General features: G+C 44.3%; 7 protein-coding genes. 5 read left to right on the forward strand and 2 right to left on the reverse strand.

The features are described 5' to 3' along the window. Positions 1-320: 320 nt before the first annotated feature. The 5 genes from QM629_RS07660 to QM629_RS07680 all read left to right on the forward strand — a co-directional run bounded on the left by QM629_RS07660 (position 321) and on the right by QM629_RS07680 (position 10418). A complete protein-coding gene (locus QM629_RS07660; RefSeq protein WP_415158838.1) occupies positions 321-2840 on the forward strand; it encodes a phosphocholine-specific phospholipase C in 2520 nt (839 codons plus the stop codon). A gap of 328 nt (positions 2841-3168) precedes the next feature. Beyond that, positions 3169-4101: a hydrogen peroxide-inducible genes activator gene (locus QM629_RS07665; protein ID WP_415158840.1), complete on the forward strand. Its 933-nt coding sequence runs from the start codon at positions 3169-3171 to the stop codon at positions 4099-4101. Between the two features lie 214 nt (positions 4102-4315). Continuing rightward, entirely contained in the window at positions 4316-7291 is a 2976-nt protein-coding gene (locus tag QM629_RS07670) for a hypothetical protein (RefSeq protein ID WP_415158842.1), read from the forward strand. An 8-nt stretch (positions 7292-7299) separates the two neighbouring features. After that, positions 7300-9768, forward strand: coding sequence for a transglycosylase domain-containing protein (locus tag QM629_RS07675; RefSeq protein WP_415158844.1), 2469 nt, complete (start codon positions 7300-7302; stop codon positions 9766-9768). A 17-nt stretch (positions 9769-9785) separates the two neighbouring features. Beyond that, on the forward strand, positions 9786-10418 hold the full coding sequence (locus QM629_RS07680; RefSeq protein ID WP_415158846.1) for a riboflavin synthase: 633 nt from the start codon (positions 9786-9788) through the stop codon (positions 10416-10418). A 34-nt stretch (positions 10419-10452) separates the two neighbouring features. On the opposite strand, the gene QM629_RS07685 is transcribed toward QM629_RS07680, so the two are convergent. Both QM629_RS07685 and QM629_RS07690 read right to left on the reverse strand, forming a co-directional pair. Further along, entirely contained in the window at positions 10453-11658 is a 1206-nt protein-coding gene (locus QM629_RS07685) for an NAD(P)-dependent oxidoreductase (RefSeq protein WP_415158848.1), read from the reverse strand. Between the two features lie 135 nt (positions 11659-11793). Further along, positions 11794-15222 carry a leucine--tRNA ligase gene (locus tag QM629_RS07690; RefSeq protein ID WP_415158850.1) on the reverse strand — a complete coding sequence of 1143 codons (3429 nt, stop codon included), beginning with the start codon at positions 15220-15222 and terminating at the stop codon, positions 11794-11796. Positions 15223-15464: the final 242 nt, after the last annotated feature.

The following is a 15464-nucleotide window of genomic DNA, read 5'->3' on the forward strand; positions in this document are numbered from 1 at the left end:
ACGCATGGCAGGGCTTTGTTTAAAGTTGTGCTGTGCGTTTTATATAGCCAGCCCGGAGCTTAATAAGGAATAAGAACAGGGATGAGGCTGTCTTAAAAGACTGGTTCAGAAGATAGCCACGAAAGCACAAAATCTTGATTTTGAAACCTGATTTTTTCGTGTCTTATCTTCATGGCAAAATATTCCTTTTGAGTTCCTTTGTACTGACAATAACTACAAAGATGGCGCTTCTTTGAATTATTAATTTATTAAGAAAGGCCCGCAATTGTCATTTATTTTTTACGTTTGGCCCATTACACAAAACCTGCTATTCTTTTATTATGACAGACAGAAGGGAATTCCTTAAAAATGCGGCATTATTATCAGGCGGCATGGGCTTAATGGGCAGCCTGCCGGCATCTATCCAAAAAGCATTTGTCATAAACCCGGATACAGGCAGCACTTACCTCGATGCAGAGCATATTGTTTTCCTCATGCAGGAGAACCGTTCTTTTGATCACTGTTACGGCACCTTGCAGGGCGTTCGCGGCTTTAACGATCCACGGGCTATATCGCTCCCCAATAAAAACAAGGTGTGGGCGCAAACCAATGCCGAAGGCGAAACCTATACGCCTTTCCGCCTCGATCTGAAAGACAGTAAAATAACCTGGCTGGGCTCTTTGCCGCATAGCTGGGATGATATGACGATGGCAAGAAACGAAGGCCATCACGATAAATGGCTCGATGCAAAAAGATCAGGCCGGGAAGAATGTAAAAACATGCCTTTAACCATGGGGCATTTTACCCGCGCCGATATTCCTTTTTATTATGCGCTGGCTGACGCCTTCACTGTATGCGACCAGCACTTCTGCAGCTCGCTTACCGGCACCACGCCCAACCGTTTGCATTTCTGGACGGGCACACTTCGTGAAAAGCATGATGAACATATAATTGCCAATGTATATAATGCTGATGTTGATTACGGCAAGGAAGCAGGCTGGAAAACCTTTCCCGAATACCTCGAAGAAAATAATATATCCTGGAAAATTTACCAGAACGAAGTAAGCATAGATACGGGCTTTGAAGGAGAAGAAGAAGACTGGCTGGCAAATTTTACCGATAACCCCATTGAATGGTTTAAACAGTTTAATATCCGTTTTGCAAAAGGCCATATAGCTTATTTGCAAAAAGCCATTTATGCTTTGCCGGAAAAGATAAAAACATTACAGGACCGGATGGATGAATTACCCGCTGATGATACAGGCCTGCCGGAATTAAAAAAACAACTTGAAGCGCTGCAAAATAGTTACGGTTATGTAAAAGATGCCATAAACAAATACACGCCTGAAAACTTTAACAAGCTGTCGCCATTGCAAAAAAACCTGCATGAAAAAGCTTTTTGCAATAACAGCAGCGATGCAGATTATCGCAGCCTTGAAACCATTACTTATGATGACAATGGCGCTGCAAGAACAATGCAGGCGCCCAAAGGCGATGTATTGTACCAGCTAAGGGAAGATGTAAAAAATGGCAGGCTGCCCACTGTATCCTGGGTGGTGGCGCCTTCTCATTTTTCCGATCACCCGGGCTCGCCGTGGTATGGCGCCTGGTATTTAAGCGAGGTATTTGATATACTCACACAAAACCCCGGAGTATGGAAGAAAACCATCTTCATTTTAAACTATGATGAAAACGATGGCTATTTCGATCATGTGCCGCCATTCGTTCCGCCAAACCCATATAAAGAAAACAGCGGCAAGGTTTCTGCCTCTGTTAATACGAGGGAAGAATATGTAAACAGGCAGCAAAGCTGGATGCGGGCAGATGATGAGCGCATGAAAAAGCAGGCGGAAGGCCCGGTGGGGCTGGGTTTCAGGGTGCCGCTGGTAATTGCATCGCCATGGAGCCGCGGCGGCTGGGTTAATTCTGAGGTATGCGACCTTACTTCGCCCATTCAGTTCATGGAGCATTTTCTTTCCCATAAAACAGGCAAAAAAATTTATTCAAATGAAGTAAATGGCTTCAGAAGGGCTATATGCAGCAATCTAAGTTCTGTGTTCCGGCCATACAACGGGGAGAACATTCCATTGCCCAATACTATTGATAAAATCCCATTTCTTGAAAGCATTCACAAAGCGCAGTTTAAGGCTTTGCCATCAGGCTATAAAAAATTAGCACAGGCTGATATAGATGCATTGAATATAAACACAGCCGCTTCGCCGTTTATGCCAAAACAGGAAAAAGGCACACGCCCGGCCTGCGCCATACCTTACCAGTTGTATGTGGAAGGCAGGCTCAATAACAATGTTTTCAGCCTGCAGTTTGATAACAGGAAAGATGTGTTTGGCGATAACACGGCCGGCGCCCCTTTCATCGTATATGATGTGCTGAACCCTTTGCCGCCCCGCAATTATGTGGTGCTTGCCGGCGACACCATTACCGATACGTGGCAGGTAAATGCCGATGGAAATTATCACCTGCGCATAAACGGCCCCAACGGTTTTTTCAGGGAATGTATTGGCAACAAAACAAATGCTGTAATTGAAATTGTTTGCCATTACCAGAAAGCGGCCGGCGCAGAAGGTTTATCCGGCAATATTGAATTGAGCATTAAAAACCGCTCAGCTCAAAAACAGGTAATTGAAATTATTGATAACGCTTACAAAGCTGAAACCATTACACAAACCATAGCGGCTAATGCCATGGCAGGCATTCCCATCAGCCTTAATAAAAGCAGCAACTGGTATGATGTAAGCGTAAAAATAAAAAGCAATAAAACATTTGAAAGAAGATATGCCGGCCATGTGGAAACCGGAAAAGAAAGCATTACCGACCCGTTAATGGGTGGTGTGGTTGTTTAATCCCGGTCACACCGCTGTGGCGGCCAGGCCGAAGAAAAAAGGAAATACACGCTGCTCTGCTATATTACCCATCAGGCCGGCCGTGCCGGCGGAGCCTGCAGGTTTCCGCATAACCTGCTCCTGCACTTCGAAAAGCTGCCATAAAAATTATGCAGTATTAATGTCAAGATATAACAGTCTCTAAGCGCTCATTTAAAACTGCCTAAATTGATTAATTTTACATTTTGATAGATATTAACTATTGCCGTATTAGCTGTGACCTGCCGGTATTAACCCATAACTGGCTGCTGACAACGCACCGGTAATACGACGATTAATAGAACCGATAATGACATTTACCCAGCTTGAATATATCGTAGCATTAGATGCGCACCGCCATTTTGCGGAAGCCGCAGCGCAATGTTTTATCACCCAGCCCACGCTCAGCATGCAGGTGCAGAAACTGGAAGAAGAACTGGGCATGAAAATTTTCGACCGCAGCAAGCAGCCTGTACTGCCAACAGAGCCGGGCATTGAGATAATAGAACAGGCCAAAAAGATTTTAGCGGAAAGAGATGTGCTCAGCGAAATGATCAATGCCAAAAAAGACCTTGTAAAAGGAGAATTAAAAATAGGCATCATTCCCACGCTGGCGCCTTACCTGCTGCCTTTATTCATCCCGTCTTTCACCAAAAAACATGAACAGATAAAACTGCTGGTGAATGAATTAACAACAAACAACATTATTGCCAACCTGCGGCAGGGTAAAATTGACGCCGGCATTCTCGTAACGCCCATTAATGAAAGCGGCATTAAAGAAGATGTGTTGTTTTATGAAGAAATGCTGGCTTATGTATCTAAAAACAATGCGGTGTATAAAAAAACATATTTGCTCCCCAAAGATATTGACCCCGACCAATTACTCCTGCTGCAGGAAGGGCATTGCTTCCGCTCGCAGATGATGCAGTTATGCAAATTGCAGAAATCGAAAACCCACTCGCATTTTGAATACGAGGCCGGCAGTTTTGAAACCCTGCGCCGCATGGTGGAGATGAACGATGGCATCACCATTTTACCGGAACTGGCCACACTGGATATGACAGCCGCCCAAAAAAACCACCTGCGTTATTTTAAGGCGCCGGTACCGGTGAGGGAGGTAAGTATTGTAACGCACCGCGACTATTCTAAACGCCGCCTCATTGATGAATTTAAAAAAGAGATTTTACTGGCCGTGCCCGATAAATTAAAGAAGAACAAAAAAGTAACGGTTGTGCCTGTGTAATGATATTATTGCTGCAATAAACAATCTCCGGTTTTCCAATGCGTTTTAATAGAGTATAACTGTAAATCTTAAAACAAACCGTCATGAAATTCTTCAGGCCAGCATTACACAAGGCAGGCATGAAAAATTTCATTAAAGGTTCTGGCAAAAAAACAATAATAATTTACAGGAGAAATTCAGCCTTTATTCAGTTAATAATTAGAATATTTGCCGCATGCAACTTGCCCGATATTTATTGCTGTTTGTTTTGATGGTGCATTTGCTTTTTATTGCAAACGCACAACCGGGCACCACCATTGATCTGAAGAAACCGCAGAAGTATGAAAACCGCACGCTGGGCTCTGAAAAAACAACAGATGGTAAAATAAAACCCATTAAAAGAATTTACCAGAACACCATCACGCACTACAATTATGTTTTTAATGCCAATCAGCGCCTGAATGAAATTATTGAAAAGGCGAAGCAGGGCTTTAAAGATGATTATACAAAGCTGCTGCCCTATTACAATTACACGTTGGATGCAACAGCCGCCAATAAAGACATAGACACTGTGATCTACAAGTGCAATGCCGGCATCCTGCTGCACGACCTGCGGAACGATTGGGTGGACGATCTGTACCTTTTAATGGGCAGGGCCTATTTTCTCCGAAAGAATTTTGACTCGGCCGAGCATGTATTTGCCTACGTAAATTATGCCTTTGCACCGAAAGATGAAGGATATGACCTGCCTGTGGGAAGCAATGAAACCGGCACTGAATTTTCTATCGCCACGAAAGAAAAGAAAAAATTACTGGGCGCCTATCCAAAAAGAAATGAAGACATTATATGGATTGCGAGGAATTATATAGAAGAAGATAAACCGGCAGAAGCATCGGCTATTCTCGAAATGCTGCGGTACGACCCTGCTTTTCCGGAACGGCTGCAGCCGCAACTGCATGAAACCATCGGCTATCTTTACTATAAATCCCATCTGTACGACAGTGCCGCCAGCCACCTGGCCGAAGCTACCAGCATGGACGATGACAAGCAGGACAGAGCAAGGCGCGAATATTTAACCGCTCAGTTATTTATGGCCGCAGGCAAACTACAGGAAGCGCAGGATTACTTTACCAGGAGCGCGGCGCACACCGTTGATCCTTACATGGCCGTTTACGCCAGCCTGAACGCGATAAATGCATCCGGAGATTCTGCCGATGCAGTAAACAAAAAAGTGGCCAGCCTTATGCACCTTGCAAAAAAAGGCAAATACGAGGCTTACCGTGACCTTATCTATTATACGGCAGCGCAGGTTTTAACGCAGGGCAATAATTACGCACAGGCATACCAGTTTGCAAAACAAAGCATAAAATACAATGTAAATAATCCTGCACAGCGCAGCCTCAGTTTTATGCTGCTGGGCAATATTTGTTATCTGCGCCCTGATTATCTTTCTGCCAAACAGGCTTATGACAGTGTGGATGCAAACAGCCTTTCGAATGCGGAAGACAAGGACAGGTTAACCACAAGGCTGGCCGCTTTGCAGGTAATAACAGCCAATATAAAAATAATTAATATAGAAGACAGCCTGCAGGCTGTAGCGCACATGCCGGAAGCAAGCCGCACCGCCTTAATTAAAAAAACAGTAAAACAGTTGAGGAAAGCCCGGGGGCTGAAAGATGAAGACAGCGCCGGCTTTGCAAACCCTGCCGCCCGGCTTGCAGGCGATAACAATAATAGTTCGTCAGCCAATGATTTATTTGCAGCGCAGGCTGCTGCCAAAGGCGACTGGTACTTTAATAATAGCGCCTTAAAAAGCAAAGGGTATGCAGGTTTTCGTTCCGCCTGGGGCAACCGGCCCGATGTGGATAACTGGAGAAGGATTGCGGCCGTATCAAAACAAATGGCTGCGGCAAAAAAAGGCAGTATGAATGCCGGCAACGATTCCGGCATGCTTAATTCCTCTTTAAGCGCATCTGCGACCGGCGCAGGCAGCCCTGTTACTGATAGCCTGAATGGCAACGTTTCTTATGAAGCCTTAATGTCGTACCTGCCCTTAACGGAAGAAAAGCTAAACCAGTCGAACGATAAAATTGCAGAGGCCTTGTTCAGCAACGGCAAAAAATTCCAGGGCGGCCTGGAAGATTACAATGCAGCTATTGCCGCGTATGACAGCCTGCTGGCACGCTTTCCCGGCAATGCCCGTGCAGAAGAAGCCTTGCTCAACCTGTATTATTGCTATAACAAGCTGGGCAGAAAATCTGCTGCGGATTCTGTTGCATCTGTTTTACAAACAAAGTATAAGAACGGGAAGTTTACAGCTATTCTTAACAGGCAGCAAAAAGCAAAAGGGCCTGCAGTGGAGGATGCAGCCACAAAAGAATATGAAAGGATATATAACCTGTTTATAGAAGGCAAATTTAATGAGGCCAAAGCAGCGAAGGCGGCTGCAGACCGGCTGTACGGCAACTCTCACTGGACACCGCAGCTACTGTTTATAGAATCCATTTATTATATCTCCAAAAGGCAGGACAGCGCGGCCATCAAAACGCTTTCCGCATTAACCAAACAATCCGGCGGAACGCCGCTGGCGCAGAAAGCACAAACCATGATTAACGTTTTGCGCAGGCGCAGGGAAATTGAAACCTATCTCACCAACCTGCAGGTAACACGCCTGCCGGAAGATGAGCCTTCCCGTGTTGTAACATTAAATAAAGTGGAAAAAGTGGATGAAAAAAAGGAACTGAAAGTTGATTCTGTAGTAGAAAAAGCCGCGCCGGTTGTAAAACCAGCTATTGACACGGCTAAGAACATTCATGCAACCGTTCGCTCATACACTTTCAATGCGGCAGACCAGCAGTTTGTGGGCCTTATCCTGAATAAGGTTGACCCTGTTTATGCCAACGAAGCCCGCAATGCATTTAACCGGTATAACCAGGTAAATTTTTATAATCAGAAGATCAATATCACATCTTCAAAAATCAATGATTCGCTGGGCATTATTTTGCTGGGCCCATTCAGCGATGCGGCCGCAGCGCTTATTTATACAGAAAAAGTTAAACCTAAAGCATCAGGTGCAATTATACCCTGGTTAAAGCCTGAAAAGTATAGTTTTACAATCATAAGCCAGCCTAATCTCGACATTTTAAACGACACGAAAGATTTAACCGGTTACAGGGAAATGCTGGAGAAGGTGTTACCAGGCAAATTTTAATTTCAGTTATGAGCAGGAATGCAAAAAAGAAAACATCGGGGGTAAAAACATCTGTAAAAATTTTATGGAGGCTGTTCTTCATAGCCATTGCCTTAGGCGTTTTATTGATCGTGGCGGCTGATTATGGCCTGCTGGGTAAAATGCCATCCATAGAAGAACTGCAAAACCCCTCCGCTTCGCTGGCCAGCCAGGTATATGCAGACGATGGCACGCTGATGGGAAAATATTATTTGCAGGACAGGGTGAATGTAAAATATGCCGACATCAGCAAATATGCCATAGAAGCATTGGTAGCTACGGAAGATGAACGTTTTTATGAGCACAGCGGCATTGACCCCAAATCGGTGGCCCGCGCTGTTTTTCTCCTGGGCAGCCAGGGCGGCGGCAGCACCATCACCATGCAAACGGCAAAAAACCTTTTTACCAATTACAGCGCGAACATATTTGTGCGCATCCCGCAAAAAATAAAGGAAGGCATCATTGCCATTAAGCTGGAACGCAACTTCACCAAGGAAGAGATCATCACTTTGTATCTCAATACCGTTCCATTCAGCGATAATATTTACGGTATCCGCAACGCTGCCAAAACCTTTTTTCAGAAAGAGCCCGACAGGTTAACGATTGAAGAAGCGGCCGCCTTAATAGGCATGGTAAATGCCCCCACCGCTTATAACCCGCGCCTGTACCCCGCAAGGGCCAAAGAAAGAAGGGATTTCATCATTAATAAAATGGTGAACAGCAATTTTATTACGCAAACCCAGGCCAATGGATTAACGGCAAAGCCTATTGTGCTGAATTATAAAAAACTGAATGAAAATACCGGCCTGGCGCCTTATTTCAGGATGGTTTTGGGCGAGGAGCTAAAGAGATGGTGCAAAACGCATACAAAACCCAATGGCGACAACTATAATCTTTACCTTGATGGCCTTAAAATATACACCACTATCAACCCTAAAATGCAGTTATATGCCGAAGAAGCCGTGGCCAGGCACATGGCGTATATGCAGAAAGTACTCAACTCACAAAAAGATATAAAATCAGGCGCGGTTTGGAAAGGCCATGAAAACGTGCTGGAAGCAGCCATGAAGGCCAGCGACCGGTGGAGAAACCTGAAGGAAGACGGGTTTTCAGAGGAAGACATCCGCAAAACATTCTTTGAAAAAACGGGCATGAAGGTGTTTGCCTGGAACAATAACCGCGAAAAAGATACCGTGATGACGCCTTACGATTCCATCAGGTACGCCAGGCAGATGCTGGAATGTGGTTTTATGGCGATGGACCCGCTAAGCGGCCATATTAAAGCCTGGGTGGGTGGTATTGATTTTAAGAATTATAAGTTCGACCATGTAAACATAAACACCCGCAGACAGGTAGGCTCTACCATAAAACCTTTATTGTACAGCCTGGCCATTGAAGAAGCAGGGTTTACGCCTAATACCATGGTGGTTGACCAGCAGCAAAGCTTTGGCCAGTATGGCATGGTGCCGGCCACTTCGGCCTCCTGCACCGGCAATACAATGCCGATGATATCTGCCCTTACCTGGAGCCGCAACTGCGCCACAGCCTACATTATGAAACAGCTTGGCGGAGACAAAGACAACCAGGGCGCACAACGTTTTGTTTCCTTTTTGAAGAACTGCAACGTAAAAGCCAAAATAGACCCCTACCCTTCCATAGCGTTAGGCTCCTGCGAAATTTCTTTGTATGAAATGCTGCAGGCATACAGCATGTTTCCCGGAAGAGGGTTTAATGCACTGCCTATGTATATAACACGCATTGAAGACAAGAACGGCAATGTACTGGAAACCCGCACCTCGCAGCGCAAGGAAGTAATAAGCGATGTAACGGCCTATTTTGTTATCAGCATGATGCAAAATGTAGTAAACGCCGGTACGGGCCGCCGGATGTGGAGCTATGGCGTAAAAGGTTCTATTGCCGGCAAAACAGGCACCACCAACGATAACAGCGATGCCTGGTTCATAGGTTATACGCCGCAGTTGCTTTGCGGTGTATGGTCAGGTTGCGACGACAGGTTTATCCGCTTCAGCAGCACAACCAATGGCCAGGGGGCTTCTGCAGCTTTGCCGGTTTGGGGTTATTTTTATAATAAAGTGGAAGGGGATAAAACCCTGCCTTATTCAGACACAGCAGGCTTTGCCAAGCCGGATATTAACCTGGATGAGCCCGCTTATGATTACATCAATAACAGCCAGATGGACCTGGGCGCACAGGGCGGCAATACCGGTACGGGGCAATCAGGAGATTATGAGCAGGGATATGACAATACCAACCCGGAAAACATTGCCCCCGAAAGCAATACACAGAATTTATATGATAATGATAAATCACCTACTGGCGAAGATGCAAGCCCGGCCGGCGATAAAAACAAAAATCTTCCTAACAAAAATAACCCGGCCAATAAACCGCCGGCTGATACTGCGAAGCCAAAAGCCCTGATGCCTAAAAAACCACAATAAACCTGAAATTTGCCAGCATGTTTACAGGAATCATTGAAACCACAGGCACAGTGGAAGCTATTGAAAAGAACGGCGCTAATGTAAGTTACTGGATTGCTTCCTCACTGTCAGGCGAACTTAAGGTTGACCAGAGTGTCAGCCATGATGGTGTTTGCTTAACGGTAGAAGCGGTGGAGAATAACCGGCACCGTATTACTGCCATTGAAGAAACCATTGCCAAAACCAATCTTTCAGCCTGGCAAGAAAACCGGCAGGTAAATATAGAAAGGTGCATGCAAATGAACGGCAGGATTGACGGCCATTTGGTGCAGGGCCATGTGGATGCAACCGCTTTTTGTATTGATATTGAAGTGAAAGAAGGAAGCCATGAATACCGTTTCCAGTTTCCGGCAGAATTTTCCCACCTGGTTATAGAAAAGGGATCTGTATGTTTAAACGGCATTAGCTTAACGGTATTCGATATAAAATTCAACAGCTTTAAAGTGGCCATCATACCTTATACCTACGAACATACAAACATGCAGCATGTGCATAAAGGATCGGTTGTGAATATTGAATTTGATGTGATAGGAAAATACCTTGCCCGGTTCAGGGAAGTGTTTGGCAGGCCGGTTGTATCGCCGCCATATAATAATGCGGCTGAAGCTTAGAAAAATCAGTGGCGCCTTTTATTATAGCGGGTCATTAGTTAACGGTTCTTATTTCGGCATACCCGCTTAAATAGGCAAAACCCGGCGTTAGCTTTCCCTGTTTCAGGATGGTTGCTTTTTCTATAACACGGCTGCCTTTTGTATAGTCGCCAAGTACATGCTTAATTAACTGCTCGCCAAAAAAGCGGCTGGCGTCACGGGGCAATTCGTTAGGCAAATTACCAACGGCCATTACATCTATGCTTGTTTCTAAATAAGGCGCGGTGCGCTGAAACGTTGCCCTGTCCACACCATACACGGGATCATCCATCGGGCAATCACCTAAATTAACAGGCACGCTTCCGCAGGCATCATCCGTAATGTCGGCAATGGTTTGTATGCGAAAGCTTTCCGTCTTTATATCATCTGCTTCAAACAAACGCGGTATGTTTTTGTCCCAATACACGCCATTCATTAAGATATCCGTTTGTGCAGCGTAAGGCAGAAAAAGGCATTCATACTGCTGTGCGTTTGCATGAAAATCATCCCTTGTATAAGTACGTTTTTCTTTGTGCGCATATAAACCAGCGCCTTTTAAATGCACATATACGGGATAAGAAAATGTTTTGCTTACATATTCATCCGGTTCCACTTCCTGCGCATCCACCAGGTTCATTATTTCAAGGATACCATGGGCCACACGGCCGCTTCCCGTAACGGCAATTTTTACCGGTGGCAGCTTTAAACCAAAATAGGTGTGAATTAATTCGAGGTAATCTTTTTGTTTATACACACGGCCTAATTTATACGCGCCGATTCTTTCGCCATACGCCATCAGGCCATTGTGCGCGCCCACAATACCTGCAAAAAAACCAAAGCCAATAATGCGCTGGCCATCTTCATGTTCCAGGCACTCATAATCTATCAATGTAATTTTCTTCTCCACCATAGCCTGCATCAGCTTTTGATTATAGGGCTGCATTTTTTTAGTGTGGGAAAAGAACATATAGGTTTTATCAGCAAGCAGCATATTAACCGGTACTTCTTTTATGCCCAATAATAAATCGCAGTTTGATAAATCTTCCTGCAATACTGCCCCGGAGCGTTCATATTCGCTGTCTTCAAAACAGCGTGCCGGCGAAGGCTGGACGAAAATTTTAAAGCCGGTATTTTTTAATATCCACCTGCATTGAGATGGCGTAAGCGCCACGCGGTTATCAGCAGGGATTTTACCTTCACGAATTAAACCAATAGCGGGCATTCGATAGTTTTTTTATGTGAATGCGGGCAGGAGTTGTGCGCATTTTTGCGAATCGTAAATCGTGAAACGTGAATGTATGCGCCTGAATTATCAGGCAACCTAACATCGCCATATCTCTACGCCCACCACGCATCATTATATTACTACATTCACCATCCTGTTTTTTACAAAGATTACTTTCTTAGGTTCTTTTCCTTCCAGCCATTTTTGAATAACATCATTCTGCAGCACCAGTTCTTTTACTTCATTTTCCGATGCCTCCAAAGAAATGTTTAATGTTGTACGCAACTTGCCATTAATGCTTATCGGGTATTCTTTGGAAGATTCAACCAAATACTTTGGATTAAAGGTTGGATAAGCTGCATCCAACACACTGCCTTCATTTTCCAGTGCATGATATAATTCTTCGGCAATATGCGGCGCATACGACGATAACATGATAACCAATGGCTCCAATATTTCCTTCTTGTGGCATTTCAATTCTGCCAGTTCATTGGTGCAAACCATGAAGGCAGAAACGGCTGTGTTATAAGAAAAGCGTTCTGTATCTTCTTCTATTTTTTTGATGGCTTTGTGTAATATTTTTAACTCTGCATCAGTGGCTTTGTCGTTGGTAACAACGACCTCACCCCCCGCCCTCTCCAAAGGAGAGGGAGCCGTTGCACCCTCTTTATAAAACAGGCGCCAGAATTTTCTTAAAAAGCGGTGCACGCCTTCAATGCCTTTTGTATCCCAGGGTTTGCTTTGTTCTACAGGGCCTAAGAACATTTCGTACATGCGGAAAGTATCAGCGCCATATTTATCAACCAAATCAGAAGGGTCAACCGTGTTGAATTTTGATTTGGACATTTTTTCTGTTTCAACGCCGCAGAGGTATTTCTGGTTCGACCTCACCCCCGGCCCCTCCCGAATGGTCGGGACAAGTTCTCCAAAGGAGAGGGGAGCATTAATGCTACCATCTTCACAGATGAACACAGCGTCTTTATATTCTGGTTTTGAATTGCGGAATGCTTCCATATTTAATTCAACACCATTAACGAGATTCACGTCAACATGAATAGAATCAACCTCATGCTCTTTTATTTTATTGAAAGAGACAAATAAATTGGTATTCTTTTTATCACGATACACAAACCTTGAACTTCCCTGTATCATCCCCTGGTTCAGCAACTTTTTATAAGGCTCATCAAAGCTTATATAGCCAAGGTCATACAATACTTTCGTCCATAAGCGGCTGTATAATAAATGGCCTACAGCATGTTCTGTTCCACCCACATATACATCCACCTGGTTCCAGTAATCGCTGGCGTTTTTATCGCAGAAAGTTTCATTATTATGCGGGTCCATGTAACGCAAAAAATACCAGGATGAGCCTGCGTAACCGGGCATGGTGGAAGATTCACGCAGGGCGACCTCACCCCCTGCCCTCTCCAAAGGAGAGGGAGCCATTATAACTGTATCATCATCTGCGGCAATTAAACTTTCGCTGATCTTTTGTAATACCTGCCGCAAATCATCTATAATTTCATCATTAGTAAATCGTATTAATTTATACTGATGCTCCTTCAGCCATTCAGTTCTTGCTTCATCAAATTTTTTCTGATCTTCTTCATTATGATATTCACCATCAATCTCAACAATTAATTTTTTTTCCAGACAAACAAAATCAGGAATATAACCTGCAACAGGATGTTGCCTTCTGAACTTGCAATTATTTATTTGCCTGTTGCGCAAAGCCTGCCATAACTTATCTTCTGCCTCAGTTTTATTTTGCCTGTTCTCTTTTGCATATACGGCAAGAATTTTCCATTGTTCGGGAGTATTTGTCATATATCCGGGAGTTGCGCCTGACGCTCCCCTCTCCTTTGGAGAACTTGTCCCGACCATTCGGGAGGGGTTGGGGGTGAGGTCAACCAACGAACTCGCAGGAACTTCCATCCACTCTTTCACATTCGCCAGTGGCCCTTCGCCTTCCGGCCCGGGTTTATAATTTTCAACTTTGGGCAACTCCAATGGCAATTCACTTTCATCCAAAGGATAAGCAATCCCATCTTTCCAAACAATGGGAAAAGGCTCTCCCCAGTAACGCTGCCGGCTGAAGGCGGCATCCCGCATTTTATAATTCACTTTGGCCTTGCCATAACCTAAGTCTTCAATTTCTTTAATTATAATTTTAATGGCATCCCGCATCAGCATGCCGGTTAGGAAATTACTGTTTTCCAGTTCTGCATCTTTGGTGGGGTTGGCTTCTTTGCCATCAAATTTATTGCCGAGTATATTGGTAATTTCTATGTTGAAATGTTTGGCAAAACGGAAGTCGCGTTCATCACCGCAAGGCACGGCCATAATAGCGCCGGTGCCATAACCCGCCAATACATATTCGCTGATGTAAATGGGTACCTGCCTTAAATCGAAAGGATTGATGGCATACGCGCCGGTAAAAGCGCCGCTGATGGTTTTTTCCGCCATGCGTTCCCTTTCACTGCGGCTTTTAACACAGGTAATATAATCTTCCACTTCCTGCCTGTGTTTATGCGTGGTTATTTCTTCCACCAACTCGTGTTCGGGTGCGATGACCATAAAATCAACGCCGAAAATGGTATCGGGCCGCGTGGTAAACACACGCAGTTTTTTGTCGCTGTCATCAATTTCAAAATCTATTTCAGCGCCATAACTTTTACCGATCCAGTTGGTTTGCATTTCCTTCATCGCTTCGCTGAAATCCACTGTTTGCAGGCCTTCCAGCAAGCGGTCGGCATATTCGGTAATGCGCAGATACCACTGGCGCAATTTCTTTTTTACAACCGGATAACCGCCCCGTTCACTAACGCCGTTCACTACTTCATCATTCGCTAACACAGTTCCCAATGCTTCGCACCAGTTTACTTCGCCGTATCCGCAATAGGCAAGACGATATTCCATGAGAATGTCCTGCTGTTGCTTTTCGGAGAATGCGTTCCATTGTTCGGCAGTGAATTGAAAGCCATGAGCTGTGAGCTGTGAGCTGTGAGTCACATCTGCCAATTGAAACTGTGAATTAGGAAAAGGATGATATTCATTACCGTTTTTTTCAAAGGAAGCAACCAGCACATTAATGCTTTCTGCCTTTTTTGTCTGGCGGTTATAAAATGATTTAAAGAGTTGCAGGAAAATCCATTGTGTCCATTTATAATAAGATGGGTCGCTGGTGTTTACTTCACGGCTCCAGTCGAAACAAAAGCCAATTTTATCTAACTGTCTGCGAAAATTTTCTATATTCTGTTTGGTTGACACAGCCGGATGAATGCCATGTTCGATAGCATATTGTTCGGCAGGCAAACCAAATGCATCATAGCCCATCGGGTGCAAAACATTAAAGCCTTTTAACCGTTTATAACGCGCATAAATATCGCTGGCAATATAACCCAACGGATGGCCTACATGCAGGCCTGCACCGCTGGGATAAGGAAACATATCCAATACATAATATTTTGGTTTGGATGAATCGTTGCTTACTTTATATATTTCATTGGCTATCCACCAGTCCTGCCATTTTTTTTCTATTTCGCTGAAGTTATATTCCATAATTAAGTTTAAAAGTTTACGTGTTCACCAGTTCACGGGTTTTCTTTCTTTACTTTTTGGGCGTTGTGCAGCAACTCTATATCTATATTTCAAAATCCTGTTTTTATAATTACAGACTGATGTTACGCATTTTTATTCACAGAAATTATGCTGTCAATTTATGATTGGCCAGTTGGTGCATTGTTATCCAGGCTATTTTAGTGGCGTTAACCATCATTTTTGATTTTAAGGCAAAATGATTA

The sequence above is a fragment of the Parafilimonas sp. genome, assembly GCF_047606085.1.
In the GTDB taxonomy this organism is placed as follows: Bacteria; Bacteroidota; Bacteroidia; order Chitinophagales; family Chitinophagaceae; genus Parafilimonas.

Bases quoted from the DNA above. Each gene is read 5' to 3' on its own strand.
- QM629_RS07660 (WP_415158838.1), top strand. From the start codon at position 321: ATGACAGACAGAAGGGAATTCCTTAAAAATGCGGCATTATTATCAGGC.
- QM629_RS07680 (WP_415158846.1), top strand. From the start codon at position 9,786: ATGTTTACAGGAATCATTGAAACCACAGGCACAGTGGAAGCTATTGAA.
- QM629_RS07665 (WP_415158840.1), top strand. From the start codon at position 3,169: ATGACATTTACCCAGCTTGAATATATCGTAGCATTAGATGCGCACCGC.
- QM629_RS07670 (WP_415158842.1), top strand. From the start codon at position 4,316: ATGCAACTTGCCCGATATTTATTGCTGTTTGTTTTGATGGTGCATTTG.
- QM629_RS07675 (WP_415158844.1), top strand. From the start codon at position 7,300: ATGAGCAGGAATGCAAAAAAGAAAACATCGGGGGTAAAAACATCTGTA.
- QM629_RS07690 (WP_415158850.1), bottom strand. From the start codon at position 15,222: ATGGAATATAACTTCAGCGAAATAGAAAAAAAATGGCAGGACTGGTGG.
- QM629_RS07685 (WP_415158848.1), bottom strand. From the start codon at position 11,658: ATGCCCGCTATTGGTTTAATTCGTGAAGGTAAAATCCCTGCTGATAAC.